We start from the raw sequence: 14,552 nt of genomic DNA on the forward strand, positions 1-14,552 counted from the left end.
GGCGGCCCGCCGCTACGATGCCCGCGATGGACGCCCGCCTGCTCGTCGCCGCCGCCGAGAACGACGTGATCGGCCGGGACGGTGACCTTCCCTGGCACCTGCCGGGCGACCTGAAGCGGTTCGCCACGCTGACCCGCGGGCACGCCGTCGTGATGGGCCGCCGCACGCACGAGTCGATCGTCGGGCGGCTGGGGCACCCGCTGCCGGGACGGCGCAGCATCGTGGTCTCCCGGACCCTGGCCGACGCGCCGGACGTCGAGGTCGTCGGGTCACCGGAGGACGCGGCCGCCGCGGCAGGCGACGGCCCGTGGTTCGTGATCGGTGGAGCCACCGTCTACGCCGCGCTGCTGCCGGTCGCGGACACGATCGAGCTGACCCGGGTGCACGCCGACGTCGAGGGCGACACCCGGATGCCGGACGGCTGGCTGGACGGCTTCACCGTCGTCGGTTCCGAGCCCGGGACGGCGGCCGATGGCGGCCCGGCCTACACGTACCTGACCCTGGCGCGGGCGTGACGCTCTACTGCACCGCCAACTCCCGCTCGCCCGAGCAGACCGCGCGGATGCGCCGGCTGGAGGCCGAGCGGACCTGCCTGTTCTGCCCGGGCACGATCGATCGCGACCCCGACCAGGTCGTCCTGCGGGACCCGGACTGGATCGTGCGGCACAACGACTTCCCGTACGCGAGTACCCGGCTGCACCTGCTGGTCGTCCCGCGCCGGCACGTCACCGACCTGCTCGACCTCGGCGACGACGAGCTGGCCGGGTTCTGGCGGGTCGGGCGGGCCCTGCGGGAGCGCTACGACCTGGGCTTCTACGGGCTCGGTGCACGGTGCGGGGACTGCCGCTTCACCGGCGGCACGATCGCGCACGTGCACGTGCACCTGGTCGTCGGCGAGGTCGACGACCCGGGGCACACCGCGGTCCGCCTCAAGCTGAGCTCCCGGCCGGATCCGTGACCGGCGCGGCCCCGGTCGCCTTGTCCTCCGCGGGTTCTACGAAGATCAGCTCCACACCGGCGGCGCGCAGGACCTCGTCCCCGGCCAGCACCGAGTACCCGCCGGCGAAGTAGCAGCGGGCGAACCCGGCCCCGGCGACCAGCCGGGCGCAGGCCGGGCACGGGAACGTCGTGACGTGCAGGTCCGCCCCGGCCAGCCGGACGCCCTCGCGCGCGGCGCGGGCGACGATCGCCGCCTCGGCGTGCAGCGCTGTGGTCGCCTCCATCGCGACGCCGCGCCGGAAGTTGTTGCGCGGGTCCCCGTCGACGTAGGGGGAGTAGTCGGTGGGCAGGTGCCGGTTGTGCTCGACGGCGAGCACCTCGCCGTCCCGAGCGGCGACGGCGCCGACCCGGCGCCACCAGTCGGAGCTGCGGCCGGCCGCGTCGGCGGCGAGCGCCTGCAGCGTGCGGGCGTGCGCGTCGGCGGTGACGGCCCCGTCCCAGTCCGGCGGGCGGCCGGCCCGGCTCCAGGCCCGGTCCCAGCGCAGGAACGTCCCGACCCACTCGACGGGGCCCCGGCGGTCCAGTCCGAAGTGCGCGACGACATCGTGCATCAGCGTCTCGTCGGGGACCAGCAGCGGCCCGGTCACCGCGCCGGGCAGGTCGGCGGGCTCGACCACCCGGCCGGACCCGATCGTGCAGGTCGCCCGCAGGTAGCCCAGCGCGGTCTCCGGAGCGAGGGCCCGGATCTCCTTGCGGACCACCGGGAACTCCTCGGCGAACCCGTGTCCGAGGACGAGCACCTCGGCGTCGGGGTGCCGTTCGAGCAGGTCCTGGTAGCCGGCGTGCAGCACCGGCAGGTGCAGCAGCAGCTGCGTCACCGGCTGCCCGCCACCTCGGCCACCAGGCCGCGGACGAACTCGGGCAGCCGCTTCTCCAGGACCTCGACGAGCTCGAAGTAGGTCTTGCGCAGCCGGGCCGAGGTGCTGATCGTCGCCATCCGCGGGAGAACGGCGACCCGGCCGCACCAGTCCCGCTCCAGCTCGGCGATCTCCTCGTCGGAGTAGGTGTCCTCGGTGGCCACCAGCACGTCCGGCCGGACCGCCCGGATCAGCGCCCAGTGGTCGTGGTCGGCCTCCTTGAGCGACACCATGCCCACCCCGCGCTGGTGGGTGACCATCCGCGCACGCTCGTCCTGCGGCACCGCGGGACGGGTCGGGCCCTTGCGCCGGCGCACCTTCTCGTCGCTGTCCACCCCGACGACGAGGAAATCCCCGAGCTCGCGGGCCGCCTCCAGGTACATCGAGTGGCCCTCGTGGATCACGTCGAAGGACCCGCTGGTGAGGACGATCTTCGCGCCGGTCCGCCCGCGGATCCGTGCCACCACGGTCTGCACCGTCGGGAGGTCGTGGATGCACCGGGTCTCGTAGTGCGAGCGGTCCTCGGTCAGCAGCTCGATGAGCTCGTCGTACTCGCCGGCCCCCTCGGGCTCGGCGAGCTCGTCGAGCGCGGTCATGGCGCCACCTCCACTGGCCTGGGAGTCCACCCTGTCCGCGGCCGGGGGACCCTGGCGGCCAGGTTACGACACCGGCCCACCTGCGGGACTCACGCGGGCACCCCCGGCACCGGCGACGGCGCGCCGCCGAGCGCCCCGAGCACGCCGAGACCGGTCCGGATCGGGTCGAGCACCAGCGGCAGGCCCGGCTCGAGCTCGCCGACCTCGACCGCCGAACACCCGTTGACGACCGCGGTCACCCCTGCGGCGCGGGCAGCCAGCAGGGCCGGTCGCATCACCTCGGCCCACCGCACGGCGTCGTCGATGTCGGTGAGCTGCAGGTCCAGCACCGCCACCTCGTGGAACGCCGCCGACCAGCCGTACGCGGTGATCCGGTCCCGCAGCTCGGCGGCGATCGCCGGGTTGCGGGCGACGGCACCGATCCGGTGTCCAGCGGCGACCGCGGCGCCCACGGTCAGCCGCAGCAGGCCGAGCGCCGGACGACCGGCCAGCGGGCTCCCGTCCGCCGGGACCGCGGGATCGAGCACGCAGTCCGGGAGCACGGCGTCGCAGTCCGGCGCGGCGGACAGGGCCTCGGCGACGAGCGTCTCCGAGTGCCGCACGTCGGCCACGCTCTCGAGCGCGCGCGGCCCGTCCGGGTCGAGGTCGGACAGCACGACCTGCACACCGGCCGGGGCGAGCGAGTCGTACCGGGCCTGCCGGCGGGCGACCTCGTCCGGCCCGACGGTGATCGGGGTGACGGCGTGCACGAGCATGGGGTCCCTCCTCGTCTACGGGCGGAGCACCGAGCCGAGCGCCCGCAGGGCCGGCCCGGCGTCGGTCGCGGTGGGCAGTGCGGCACAACCGGACCGGAGCTCGGCCACCGCCTCCGGGGCGTCGAGCAGATCGCCGAGGACCCGCATCCGGCCCTCCGGCGTGAACGGGTGGTGCGCGGCGTCGCCGACCGGGTTCGGCCGCTCCGCGACCAGCAGCCCGGCCGCCGTCGTGACGGTGACCCGGGCCGGGCGCTCGGCGGGCAGCCGTGCGTCCAGGTCCGCGGACGCGCGCACCGTGACCCGGCGGGCCAGATCCGCGGTGACCGGGTCGGCCAGCGCCTGCGCGGAGGTGTCGGCCGGGACCACCCTGCCCCGGCGCAGCGCGGTGGCGACGGCGAACGGCAACGAGAACATCGCGGCCAGCGGGGTCGGCCAGGACGTCCGGTCGAGCTGCGCGCCGAGCGAGTGGACCTCGACCAGTACCTGCTCGATCCCCGCCTCCTCGACGCCACCGTCGACGCGGTCCCGCAGGTCCAGGGCGGCGTCCACGGCGGCGTGCGTGAACGAGCAGGACGAATGCTGCTTGAAGTAGCCCCCGAGGATCTCCCACCGCTCGCCGGGCCCCTCATCGAGCACCGCCGGGTCGAGCACCGCCGGGTCGAGGCTGCCGAGCAGGTCGCCGAGCGAGGCGGCGGCCACGCCGGTCGGGTGCCCGCTCCCGGACGCGGCCAGCCGGGCCGCGGCGAGACCGGACTGGTTCGACATGCCCATCCAGTGGTCGCGGACCGGGTTGCCGTCCAGCGCGGCGGCGAACGGGCCCGCGACCGGCAGGCCGCTGCCCGCGTCGATCGCGGTCGCGGTGTCCGCCGCGGAGAGTCCCAGGACGCGGGCGCAGCCGGCTGCCGCCCCGGCGACGCCCCAGTTCCCGTGCGGGTGGGTGCCCGGCCGCAGCCGGGTGGCCCGCCCGAACCGGGCGGCGACCTCGTAGGCGGTGAGCAGCGCGCAGCACAGGTCCTCGCCCGGGACCCCGTGGCGCGCGGCCAGCGCGAGCACCGCCGGGAACCCGTGTGCGGCCGGGTGGCCACCGGCGAGCCGGTGCCCGTCGTCGAGCTCGAGCCGGACCGATGCGGTGGCGTTCAGCCAGGCGGCGGCGTCCACCGCGACCTCGCGGCCGGTGCCGAACAGCGGCGCCGGGCCGGCGGGGGCGTCCCAGGCCTCGACCAGCGCCCGCTGCGCGGGTTCGCGCGCGCCCAGGGCGGTGACCGCGAGGGCGTCGACCAGCACGGTCAGCACCCGATCGCGGACCTCGGCCGGGACGTCCGCCCAGCGCAGGCCGGCCACCCGGTCGCCCAGCCGCTCGACGGCGGACCGGACCGCGACGGCGTCCGGTTCGGTAGCCGTCACGCCGGGTTGTCCACCGTCTCCGTGGCGGTGGCCGCCACCGGAGCCGGTTCGCGCGGGACCAGCAGCATCAGCAGCGCGCCGGCCACCGCCAGTCCGGCCATCACGACGAACCCGCTGGTGAAGCTGCCCGTGCTGGACACGATGAAGCCCATCACCGAGGGCGCCACGATGCCGGAGGAGGCGAAGGCTGCATCGGCGAACCCGGCCGCGCTGCCGGGCTGGTCCGGGGCCGCGTCGATCGCGGCGACCCACCAGATGCCGCCGGTGATGAACCCGAAGCCGACACCGAGCGAGATCGAGATCAGCGCGACGGTCAGGCCCGGCGCGATCGCCAGCGGCACCAGGGAGCACCCGGCCAGCAGCAGGGCCACACCCATGACCGCGAACCGGCTGCGGATGCGCGGGCTGCGGCGGTAGACGCGGTCGACGATGACGCCGCCGGCCAGCGCGCCGACGATGCCGCACGCCCACGGCGCGATCGAGAACGCGCCGGCCTCCTTGACGCTGAGCCCGTAGGCGTCGGACAGGAACGACGGCAGCCAGTACATGAAGGCCCAGAACATGAAGCCCCAGGCGAAGTAGCCGCCGGAGACGACCCAGAGGTTCCGGTTGGTCAGCAGCGGCCGCCACCGCACCCGGGCCCGGCCGGTTCCGGCGTCGGCCTCCTGCCCTTCGGCGATGAGGTCCCGCTCGGCCCGGCTCACCCGGGGCGACTCCTCCGGCAGGTCACGCAGCAGCGCGATGGCCAACAGCGCCCAGACCACGCCGAGGACCGCCAGCGTCCAGAACATGCCGCGCCAGCCGAGGAGGTCGGTGAGCCAGGTCAGCAGCGGGCCCGCGATCAGCAGGCTGCCCGAGACCGCGACGCCGCCGCAGAGCGCCAGCGCGACCCCGCGTTCGCGGATCGGCAGCCAGCGGCTCACGGTCCGGGTCGCGGCCGGGAACGCCGGTGCCTCGCCGATCCCCAGCAGCAGCCGGATGATCAGCAGCCCGGCGAACGAGCCGGCGATCGGGATCAGTGCCGTGGTCACCGAGAACAGCGCGACCGCGACGAGCAGTACCCGCCGGGTGCCGAACCGGTCGACCAGCGGCCCGGACAGGAACGCCGCGATCATGTAGCCGAGCGAGAAGACGGAACTGATGATCCCGTACTGCGCGGTGGTGATCCCGAATTCCTGTTCGAGCGGTTCGACCGCGTAGGAGACCGCGCTGCGGTCGATGTAGTTGATGATGATGAGGCCGACGACCAGCCCCAACGTCACGAAGCGGAACCGTGTACTCATGATCGCTTCCCTTGAATCGGATCCACCTCTTGGGCGGATTCTATGTTCCGCCCCGCGGAACAATTCGGACCCCGTTGTCGTGCAATTCTCGGTTGACTGCCCTGATCAGGTCAATGATCTCTGCGTGAATTCCGGTTACAGCGCGGATACGAAGTCTCAATTGTTCCGCTGGACGGTACAATTCGTCGCGTTCTGCAGTCCGGTCATCACCTCGGCGACCGCGCGGTCGTCGCGCAGGTCCCACAGCGAGGCGACGATCGCGGTCGCGTCGTCCGCGGACACGGCGCGCTCGGCGTTGCCGGTGAACTTCGCGGCGAGCTCGTCGGCCGACAGCGGCCGCTGCGGCCCGCCCCGGTTCGCGCTCACCCGCTCGGTCACCGTGCTGCCGTCGGTGAGCTCGGCGGTGAGCACGGCGGGGAACTGGCGCGGGAACCCGGCCGTCGCCTCGTCGTCGGCGACGACCCGCACGCGCCCGGCGAGATCGAGGCGCGCCGCGTCGGCGGCCACGGCGTCGGTGAAGTCCTCGTGGAACACCCCCAGCCCGCCGCCACCGACCAGCGCCGCGGCCACGGTGTAGGGCCCGGAGAACGCCGCGTGGTAGCCGGAGCGGGGCCGGGCCTTCTCCTCGGCGGGCTCGGCGATCGTCCGCAGCACCGGCGCGGGCACGCCCAGGACAAGTTCGCGGACGTCCTCGGCACGCACGCCGCGCGCGCGCAGCGCCAGCGCGGCGTCCACCCCGGCGTGGGTGAAGTGGTTGCAGGGGTAGGGCTTGAAGAACACCCCGGGGGTCTCCCACTGCTCGCCGAGCCCGTCGGTGACCCGCTCCGGGTGCACCCGCTCCCCGCAGAACGCGCGCAGGAAGCCGAACCGGCCCTCGATCACCGTCGGCGGCCCGGTCAGGCCGTGCCGCGCGAGGTCGGCGGCGACCACGCCGGCGTGCGCGGCCCAGCCGCAGTGCACCCGCTTGATGGTGCCGCCGGTGCGGTTGGCCTCGATCACCCCGGCGCCCATGCTGGCCGCGATGCCGACCACCGAGGTGAGCCGGTCCGCGTCGAGCCCGGCCAGCATCCCCGAGGCGACGGCCGCGCCGACCGCCCCGCAGATCGCCGTCGCGTGCTGGCCGTGCTCGAAGAAGACCGAGTTGCCCAGCTCCTCGTCGTAGCCGGCCATGCCGAGGCGGCAGGTCACCTCGATGCCCATCGCGGCCGCGGCGAGCAGCGCCCGGCCGCCCGCGCCGACCCGCTCGGCCGTGGCCAGCGCGGCGGGGACGACAGCCGCCGAGGGGTGCAGCACCGAGGGGAGGTGGGTGTCGTCGAAGTCGAGGCTGTGCGCCAGGGTGCCGTTGACCAGCGCCGCCGACGGGCCGGGCAGCCGCTGCGGCTGCCCGATCGCGGTCGCGGCCGGGGTACCGCCCCACTCCGCGGTCACCGCCCCGGCGATCCGGGCGGGTTCCTCGCGGGTGGCGGCCAGCGAGTTGCCGAGGACGTCCACGATCCGCCGGACCAGGTCGTCGGCCAGCACGTCGTCGACGCCGCCGGCCGCCAGCCGGGCGCCCACCTCGCCGATCCGCTGCGCGGGGGTGCTGCTCATGCCGGCACCACCGCCACCGGGCGGACCGGTGCGCCGGTGCCGCCGACGATCCGCAGCGGCGCGAACACTGCCAGGAACTCCCCGAGCCCGGCCGCCGCGGCGTCCTCCAGTGCCAGGTGCTCGACGATGTGGATGCCGTGCTCGACCAGCAGCACCCGGTGTACCGGAAGCACCCGGTGCCCGGCGCCGGCCGGGATCTGCTCGTAGGCGGTGGTGTCCGAACCGGTCGCCACGATCCCGCGCTCGGCCAGCCAGCGGGCGCCCTCGACGGTCGTGCCGGGCACGCCGGACTCCTTGCCGACGTAGGCGGGCGCGTCGCCGAAGAGCCGGCCCCAGCCGGTCCGTACCAGGGCCACGTCACCCGGACCCGGTTCCGCCCCTGCCCGCTCGGCGGCGCGCTCCAGATCGGCCGCGGTCACGCCGTAGCCGCCCTCCAGCACGTCCACCCCGTGCACCGCGGCGACATCGAGGAACACGCCGCGGGTGACCATCGGCGGGATGGTCTCGGCCCCGTGCGCGGTGTGCTTGCCGCCGCGCTGGGCCTCGGCGGCGTCGACCCCGCCGTGCAGCAGGCCCTCCTGGCTGACGTGGGCGAGCGCGTCGATATGGGTGCCGGTGTGCCCACCGGTCACGATCACCTCGTTGGACGCCGAGCCGCCGTCCGGGCGAACCGCGTCACCGTGACGGCGTTCGAGGGTCATCCGGAAGCCGGGGTGGTTCGGCGAGCCCGCCATCCCGGTGTAGAGCGGGTGGCCGAGCTCGATCACCCGGGTCCCGGCGCGGACGGCGTCGAGCAGGCCGGGGCCCGCGGTGGTGGAGGTGGTCACGAGGTCTCCTTCCCGGCCGTGGCACCGGCCGGTTCGTGGTGGTCGGTCGGGGTGCCGGCAGGGGAGTCGGCAAGGGAGTCGGCGAGGTCGACCACCCAGCGGGCCCCGGCGACGACGGCCGGGTCGACGAACCGCCCGCGGTCGTCGACCCAGGCCGCGCCGGCGGAGTCGACCGCGTCGACCGAGGCGACCGAGGCGAGCAGCGCGCGGGCCTGCTCGACCTCGGCGCGGTCCGGGGTGAAGGCGCGGTGCACCGGGTCGATCTGCCCGGGATGGATCACCGAGCGACCGAAGAACCCGGCGTCGCGCAGGGCGGCGCTGTCCGCGGTGAGCCCGGCGCGGTCGGCGAGGTCGGTCCAGACGCTGGCCACCGGACTGGGCAGCCCGGCGGCCCGGTTCGCGGTGACGATCCGGGCGCGCGCCCAGCCCAGCTCGCGGCGGTCCCGGATCCGCAGGTCGGCGGCGAGGTCGGTCTCGCCGGGGGAGGCGCCGGCGACCAGCGGGTGACACTCGGCGAGCTCGAACACCCGGCGCAGCCCGCGGGCGCTCTCGATCAGCAGGTGCAACCGGGCACCGGTCCGCTCGGCCAGCGCGGCGACCGCCGCGGGGTCCTCGGCCTTCGGGACCCGCAGGCCGTCGACCCGGCCGGCCAGCGCCGCGGCGTCGGCCTCCGCCCACGGGGTCCCGGCCGCGTTGACCCGGACCCAGATCCGGTCGCGCCGCTCGGCGCAGGTCGCCACCGCGATCTCGCGCGCCTGGTCCTTGACCGCGGGCGGGACGGCGTCCTCCAGGTCCACGACGACCGCGTCCGCCGGGCCGTCGAGCGCCTTGCCGACCAGCTCGGCGCGGTGCCCGGGGACGTAGAGCCAGCTCCGGGCCCGGCCGAGCGTCGTCACAGGACCCCCTGCTCGCGCAGCTGATCCAGCTCGTCGGCGCCGACCCCGAGCCCGCCGAGGATCTCGGCGGTGTGCGCGCCAAGGCGCGGGCCGGTGGTGCGGACCTCGCCGGGGGTCTCGGACAGCCGGAACGGGGTGTTCTGGAACCGGACCGGGCCCAGCTCGTCGTCGTCGATGGTCACGATGCTGCCGAGCGCGTTGAACTGCGGGTCGGCGAGCACGTCGGCGGCGGTGTAGATCGGCGCGACGGCGGCCTCGGCCTTCTCGAAGGCCTCGACCACCTCGTCCCGGTTCCGGGCGGCGATCCAGGCCCCGACGGCGGCGTCGAGCTCCTCGACGTGCTCGGCCCGGCTCGCACCGCTGGCGAACCACGGCTCGTCGATCAGCTCGGGCGCGCCGACCAGGCGCATCACCCGCTCGGCGATGGACTGGGCGCTGGTGGACACCGCGACCCACTGACCGTCGGCGCACCGGTAGGTGTTGCGCGGGGCGTTGTTGCTCGACCGGTTGCCGGTGCGCGGCGCCAGCACGCCGAGCTGGTCATAGGCGATCAGGCCCGGCCCGAGCAGGTGCAGCAGCGGCTCGATGATCGCGGTGTCCAGCACCTGGCCGCGGCCGGTCGTCTCGCGGGCGCGCAGCGCCGTCATGATGCCGAAGGCGGTGGTCATCGCGGCGACGCCGTCCGCGAGCCCGAACGGGGGCAGCGTGGGCGGGCCGTCGGGCTCGCCGGTCATCGCGGCGAACCCGCTCATCGCCTCGGCCAGCGTGCCGAATCCGGGCCGGGTCGCGTACGGCCCGGTCTGGCCGAACCCGGTCACCCGGGCCAGCACCAGGCGCGGGTTGCGGGCCAGGAGCTCCTCGGGGCCCAGCCCCCAGCGCTCCAGGGTCCCCGGCCGGAAGTTCTCGATCACCACGTCGGCGTCCGCGGCGAGGTCGAGGAACAGCTCCCGCCCGCGCGGGGTGGACAGCACCAGGGTCATCGCCCGCTTGTTGCGGGCGAGCATCTTCCACCAGAGCCCGACGCCGTCCTTCTGCGCCCCGTGGGTCCGGGCCGGGTCGCCCCGCGGGTGCTCGATCTTGATCACGTCGGCGCCGTGGTCGGCCAGCAGGGTGGCGGCGAGCGGACCGGCGAACAGCGTGGAGGCGTCGAGGACCTTCAGGCCCCCCAGCGCCGCCGGGTGGTCGTGGCTCATGACGTCCTTCCGGTGGAGGTGGGGACGGCGCGCGCGGGCGCGGAGCCGCCCAGCCGAGCGGTGATCCGGTCGGCAGTGTCGATCAGTTGCGGCGCGGTCGCGGCGACGAACTCGTCGGTGACCCGGAACCGCGGGCCGCACACCGAGACCGCACCGACCAGGCCGCCGGGGCCGAACACCGGCACGGCGACCGAACCGGCGTCGCCCTGCCGCTCGCCGGCCGAGGCGGCGTAACCGGTCTCCCGGATCCGGGCCAGCTCGGCCCGCAGCGCGTCCGGGTCGGTCGGGGTGGCTGCGGTGAGCGCGGCCAGCTCGCCGCCGAGGATCCGGTCCACCTCGTCGGGGTCGGAGTGGGCGAGCATGCACTTGCCGGACGAGCCGGCGTGCAGCGGGAACCGGCGCCCGAGCTCCACCGACATGGTGATCTCGTGGGTACCGACGACCTGGTCGAGGTAGACCCGGCCGCCGTACACCTTCGCGCTGATCGTGACGGTCTCGTGCAGCCGGTCACGCAACTCGGCCAGGAAGGGCAGCGCCGCGGTGCGCAGGTCGGAGTCGCGCAGCGCGCGGCTGCCCAGTGCGGCGGCCGCCGGGCCGAGCCGGTACTCGCGGCCGGCCGGATCGTAGGCGATCAGGCCCCGAGCGGTGAGCGACTGCAGGATCCGGTGCACCACCGCCTTGGACAGCCCGAGCTCGCGGGACACCCGGCTGACGCCGAGCGTGCGCGGGCCGTCGGTGAACAGCAGCAGCACGTCCGCCACCCGCTCGGTGGCCCCGGTGCCCCCGGTCGTCTCCGTCACGCCGCCTCCTGTGCCATGTACCGCTAACCGGAACGAGAATGTGTCGTGGCGCGGTGGCGTGTCAAGAAGTCGCGGTCCTTCTCTTGCATATGCGCAGGAAGACTGCTGTTATCAGGTAGCCGACGGTTCGAGGCAGACGTTCCGCCCAGAGAAACAACAGCCTCAGGCCGGGACGAGGAGGAACGATGACGATCGATGTCGACCTGGTGGTCGCCGGTGCAGGCGGCGGGCTGACCGCCGCGGTGCGCGCCGCCGAGCTCGGTCTCGACGTGCTGGTGGTCGACCCCGACCCGAACTTCCGCCGGGGCAACAACACCTCGATGTCCACCGCGATGGTTCCCGGCTCCGGGTCGCGCTTCCAGGCCGCCGCCGGGATCGACGACTCCCCGCAGCGCTTCCTGGACGACGTCACGCGCAAGACCGGCGGGGCCGCCGATATGCGGATCGCCTCGGCCCTGGCGCACGTCGGTGCCGAGCTCGTGGAGTGGCTGGCCGACCACGTCGGCGTCCCGATCGAGCTGCCGACCGACTTCAGCTACCCCGGACACTCCGTGCCGCGGGTGCACAGCCTGCCCGGCCGGCACGGTTCGGCGCTGCTGCGGCACCTGATCGACGCCGTGGAGCGCAGCGAGCGGGCCGACCTGCTCGTCCCGGCCCGGCTGGTCGCGGTCCGGCCGCAACCCGGCGGCGGGGTGCGGGCGGTCGTCGAGAACCCGGACGGGGCCCGCGAGGAGATCGGCAGCCGGGCCGTGCTGCTGGCCACCAACGGTTACGGCGCCGACGCCGACCTCGTCCGGACCCACCTGCCCGAGATCGCCGGGGCGCACTACCACGGCGGCGAGCACTCCCGCGGCGATGCGCTGCGGATCGGCCACGAGCTCGGTGCCGCCACCGGCTACCTCGACGCCTACCAGGGCCACGCCGCGCTCTCGGCCGCGGCGCAGACCCTGGTCACCTGGACCGCGGTGATGCACGGCGCGGCCGTCGTCGACGCCGGCGGCCGCCGCTTCGGCGACGAGACCACCGGATACTCCGAGTACGCGGCCGTGCTCGCCGGGCGCCCCGGCGGGCGCGGCTGGATGGTGTTCGACGAGCGCATCGACAGGCTCTGCCGTGCCTTCGGCGACTACCAGGACGTCCTGGCCGCCGGTGCGGTGCGGGCCGCGGACTCGGTCGCCGAGCTGGCCGGGGTGATCGGTGTCCCCGCCGACGCGCTGACGGCCGAGGTCGAGGGCCTGGCCCGGGTCGCCGCCGGCGAGGCGACCGACCCGTTCGGCCGCACGACCGCGACCGCGCTGCAGCCGCCGCTGCGCGCCGTCGAGATCGTCCCGGCGCTGTTCCACACCCAGGGCGGCCTGCTCGTCGACGAGCACGCGCGCGTCCTCGACACCGCCGGGAACCCGATCCCCGGGGTCTACGCCGCCGGTGGCGCCGCCGCCGGAATCTCCGGCCACGGCGCGGCCGGCTACCTGGCAGGCAACGGACTGCTGCCCGCGCTCGGCCTCGCCTATCTCGCCGCCGGGCACCTCGCCCGGACGGCCACCACCCGATCCCTCGCCCCGGAAGGTGCCCGATGACCCGACCCGACCTGATCATCCGCGACGTCCGCGTCGTCCGTCCCGGCGGCGGCGAGCCGGTCGCCGCCGACATCGCCGTCACCGACGGCGTCGTGTCCGAGGTCGGCCCGGGCCTGGCCGTCCCCGAGAGCACCGAGGTGCACGAGGGCCGGGGCCGGCTCGCCTTCCCGGGCGTCGTCGACGCCCACCAGCACTGGGGCATCTACAACGCACTGTCCGACGACACCGCCACCGAGAGCCGGGCGTGCGCGCAGGGCGGCGTGACGACCTCGCTGACCTACATGCGGACCGGGCAGTACTACCTCAACCGCGGCGGCCCCTACTCCGAGGTGTACCCGGAGGTGCTCGCCGCCGCCGATGGCCGGTCCTACGTGGACTACGCCTTCCACCTCGCGCCGATGCAGGCCTCGCACATCGAGGAGATCCCGGCGCTGGTCCGCGAGCACGGTGTGACCTCGTTCAAGATCTTCATGTTCTACGGCAGCCACGGTCTGCACGGCCGCTCGACCGACCAGAGCGACTTCCTGATGATCCCGGAGGACGAGCGTTACGACATCGCCCACTTCGAGTTCGTCATGCGCGGGATCCAGGCCGCCCGCGAGGCGAACCCGGAGATCGCCGACCAGATCTCGCTGTCCCTGCACTGCGAGACCGCCGAGATCATGACCGCCTACACCCGGCTGGTCGAGGAGTCCGGCGAGCTGTCCGGGCTGGAGGCCTACAGCGCCTCGCGGCCGCCGCACTCCGAGGGCCTCGCCGTCACCATCGCGTCCTACCTCGCGCACGAGACCGGGCTGCCGACGATCAACCTGCTGCACCTGTCGTCGGCGAAGGCGATGGAGGCGGCGATGCTGATGGCGAAGACGTTCCCGCACGTCGACTTCCGCCGCGAGGTCACCATCGGGCATCTGCTCGCCGACGTCACCACCGCCGACGGGGTCGGCGGAAAGGTCAACCCGCCGCTGCGGCCGCGCGCCGACGTCGAGAGGCTGTGGGAACACCTGCTCGCCGGCGACGTCAGCTGGGTCGTCTCCGACCACGCCTGCTGCAAGGAGGAGAAGAAGTTCGGCACGGACGCCGACGACGTGTTCAGCGCGAAGTCCGGGTTCGGCGGCACCGAGTACCTGCTGCCGGGCCTGGTCGGCGAGGGCCGCAAGCGCGGGCTGTCGTACTCGACGGTCGCGGAGCTCCTCTCGACCAACCCGGCCCGGCGGCTCGGCCTGCCGACCAAGGGCGACATCGCGCCCGGCTTCGACGCCGACATCGCGCTGGTCGACCCGGACCGTTCCTTCACCGTGGACCCGGTGCTGTCCGAGTCCACCCAGGAGTACACGCCGTTCCGCGGGATGGAGATCAGCGCGACGGTCGAGACCACCTTCCTGCGCGGTCGGCGGATCTTCGACGACGGCAAGGTCCTCGGCGAGCCCGCCGGCCGGTACCTGCACCGTCCGACCGGGCGCTGAGGGCGCACCCGTTCAGGGCCGGTAGCTGCGGTTCTTCGCGTACAGCGCGGTCCGGGAGATCCCGAGCTCGCGGGCAGGGGGCCTTGTTGCCGTGCTGCTCGGTTGCCGTGCTGCTCGCGCACCCGCCGAAGTCGAAGCAGCGGTGTCGCGGTCGGTCTCGACGCAGGGGACCTCCCGGCGGCCTCAGGCGCGTTCTGTGGGTTCAGCTCGTGGATAGTGCGATCAGGGCGAGGCTATGAGCAGCGATGGTCGCGGCGGTCCGGGTGAGCAGGCCGTGGAAGGTGTGAGCGCCATGGCGGGCCAGTTCCATGA

General features: G+C 74.5%; 14 protein-coding genes. 4 read left to right on the forward strand and 10 right to left on the reverse strand.

Annotated features, from left to right (window positions below):
- Nucleotides 1-26 precede the first annotated feature (26 nt).
- Entirely contained in the window at nt 27-515 is a 489-nt protein-coding gene (locus ACLFMI_RS19760) for a dihydrofolate reductase (protein ID WP_410949383.1), read from the forward strand.
- On the forward strand, nt 512-958 hold the full coding sequence (locus tag ACLFMI_RS19765; protein WP_410949384.1) for an HIT family protein: 447 nt from the start codon (nt 512-514) through the stop codon (nt 956-958). The genes ACLFMI_RS19760 and ACLFMI_RS19765 overlap by 4 nt, the downstream gene beginning before the upstream one ends.
- On the opposite strand, the gene ACLFMI_RS19770 is transcribed toward ACLFMI_RS19765, so the two are convergent.
- From ACLFMI_RS19770 to ACLFMI_RS19815, 10 genes are all read right to left on the reverse strand, one after another.
- A complete protein-coding gene (locus tag ACLFMI_RS19770; protein ID WP_410949385.1) occupies nt 930-1,817 on the reverse strand; it encodes a deaminase in 888 nt (295 codons plus the stop codon). The genes ACLFMI_RS19765 and ACLFMI_RS19770 overlap by 29 nt on opposite strands.
- On the reverse strand, nt 1,814-2,452 hold the full coding sequence (locus ACLFMI_RS19775; protein WP_410949386.1) for an adenylyltransferase/cytidyltransferase family protein: 639 nt from the start codon (nt 2,450-2,452) through the stop codon (nt 1,814-1,816). The genes ACLFMI_RS19770 and ACLFMI_RS19775 overlap by 4 nt, the downstream gene beginning before the upstream one ends.
- A gap of 89 nt (nt 2,453-2,541) precedes the next feature.
- A complete protein-coding gene (locus ACLFMI_RS19780) occupies nt 2,542-3,207 on the reverse strand; it encodes an aspartate/glutamate racemase family protein (protein WP_410949387.1) in 666 nt (221 codons plus the stop codon).
- Nucleotides 3,208-3,222: 15 nt separating this feature from the next.
- Nucleotides 3,223-4,611, reverse strand: coding sequence for an MmgE/PrpD family protein (locus ACLFMI_RS19785; RefSeq protein WP_410949388.1), 1,389 nt, complete (start codon nt 4,609-4,611; stop codon nt 3,223-3,225).
- Nucleotides 4,608-5,894, reverse strand: coding sequence for an MFS transporter (locus tag ACLFMI_RS19790; RefSeq protein ID WP_410949389.1), 1,287 nt, complete (start codon nt 5,892-5,894; stop codon nt 4,608-4,610). The genes ACLFMI_RS19785 and ACLFMI_RS19790 overlap by 4 nt, the downstream gene beginning before the upstream one ends.
- 156 nt (nt 5,895-6,050) lie before the next feature.
- On the reverse strand, nt 6,051-7,484 hold the full coding sequence (locus ACLFMI_RS19795) for an MmgE/PrpD family protein (RefSeq protein ID WP_410949390.1): 1,434 nt from the start codon (nt 7,482-7,484) through the stop codon (nt 6,051-6,053).
- Nucleotides 7,481-8,311, reverse strand: a complete 831-nt coding sequence (locus tag ACLFMI_RS19800; protein ID WP_410949391.1) for a cyclase family protein — start codon at nt 8,309-8,311, stop codon at nt 7,481-7,483. Before ACLFMI_RS19800 ends, ACLFMI_RS19795 begins: the two co-directional genes overlap by 4 nt.
- Nucleotides 8,308-9,207, reverse strand: a complete 900-nt coding sequence (locus ACLFMI_RS19805) for an HpcH/HpaI aldolase/citrate lyase family protein (RefSeq protein WP_410949392.1) — start codon at nt 9,205-9,207, stop codon at nt 8,308-8,310. The genes ACLFMI_RS19800 and ACLFMI_RS19805 overlap by 4 nt, the downstream gene beginning before the upstream one ends.
- On the reverse strand, nt 9,204-10,400 hold the full coding sequence (locus tag ACLFMI_RS19810; RefSeq protein ID WP_410949393.1) for a CaiB/BaiF CoA transferase family protein: 1,197 nt from the start codon (nt 10,398-10,400) through the stop codon (nt 9,204-9,206). The genes ACLFMI_RS19805 and ACLFMI_RS19810 overlap by 4 nt, the downstream gene beginning before the upstream one ends.
- Nucleotides 10,397-11,200, reverse strand: a complete 804-nt coding sequence (locus ACLFMI_RS19815) for an IclR family transcriptional regulator (RefSeq protein WP_410949394.1) — start codon at nt 11,198-11,200, stop codon at nt 10,397-10,399. Before ACLFMI_RS19815 ends, ACLFMI_RS19810 begins: the two co-directional genes overlap by 4 nt.
- 185 nt (nt 11,201-11,385) lie before the next feature.
- On the opposite strand from ACLFMI_RS19815, the gene ACLFMI_RS19820 reads away from it, so the two are divergent.
- Together ACLFMI_RS19820 and ACLFMI_RS19825 are read left to right on the forward strand one after the other, a co-directional pair.
- Nucleotides 11,386-12,777, forward strand: a complete 1,392-nt coding sequence (locus ACLFMI_RS19820) for an FAD-dependent oxidoreductase (RefSeq protein ID WP_410949395.1) — start codon at nt 11,386-11,388, stop codon at nt 12,775-12,777.
- Complete coding sequence (locus ACLFMI_RS19825; protein ID WP_410949396.1) at nt 12,774-14,240, forward strand: dihydroorotase; 1,467 nt, start codon at nt 12,774-12,776, stop codon at nt 14,238-14,240. Before ACLFMI_RS19820 ends, ACLFMI_RS19825 begins: the two co-directional genes overlap by 4 nt.
- The last annotated feature ends 312 nt before the right edge of the window (nt 14,241-14,552 follow it).

It is taken from the genome of Pseudonocardia nantongensis, from assembly GCF_046546495.1.
GTDB lineage: Bacteria > Actinomycetota > Actinomycetes > Mycobacteriales > Pseudonocardiaceae > Pseudonocardia > Pseudonocardia nantongensis.

Excerpts from the sequence above, each read along its gene's own strand:
- ACLFMI_RS19760 (WP_410949383.1), top strand. The coding sequence starts at position 27 with ATGGACGCCCGCCTGCTCGTCGCCGCCGCCGAGAACGACGTGATCGGC.
- ACLFMI_RS19775 (WP_410949386.1), bottom strand. The coding sequence starts at position 2,452 with ATGACCGCGCTCGACGAGCTCGCCGAGCCCGAGGGGGCCGGCGAGTAC.
- ACLFMI_RS19780 (WP_410949387.1), bottom strand. The coding sequence starts at position 3,207 with ATGCTCGTGCACGCCGTCACCCCGATCACCGTCGGGCCGGACGAGGTC.
- ACLFMI_RS19790 (WP_410949389.1), bottom strand. The coding sequence starts at position 5,894 with ATGAGTACACGGTTCCGCTTCGTGACGTTGGGGCTGGTCGTCGGCCTC.
- ACLFMI_RS19795 (WP_410949390.1), bottom strand. The coding sequence starts at position 7,484 with ATGAGCAGCACCCCCGCGCAGCGGATCGGCGAGGTGGGCGCCCGGCTG.
- ACLFMI_RS19810 (WP_410949393.1), bottom strand. The coding sequence starts at position 10,400 with ATGAGCCACGACCACCCGGCGGCGCTGGGGGGCCTGAAGGTCCTCGAC.
- ACLFMI_RS19820 (WP_410949395.1), top strand. The coding sequence starts at position 11,386 with ATGACGATCGATGTCGACCTGGTGGTCGCCGGTGCAGGCGGCGGGCTG.
- ACLFMI_RS19825 (WP_410949396.1), top strand. The coding sequence starts at position 12,774 with ATGACCCGACCCGACCTGATCATCCGCGACGTCCGCGTCGTCCGTCCC.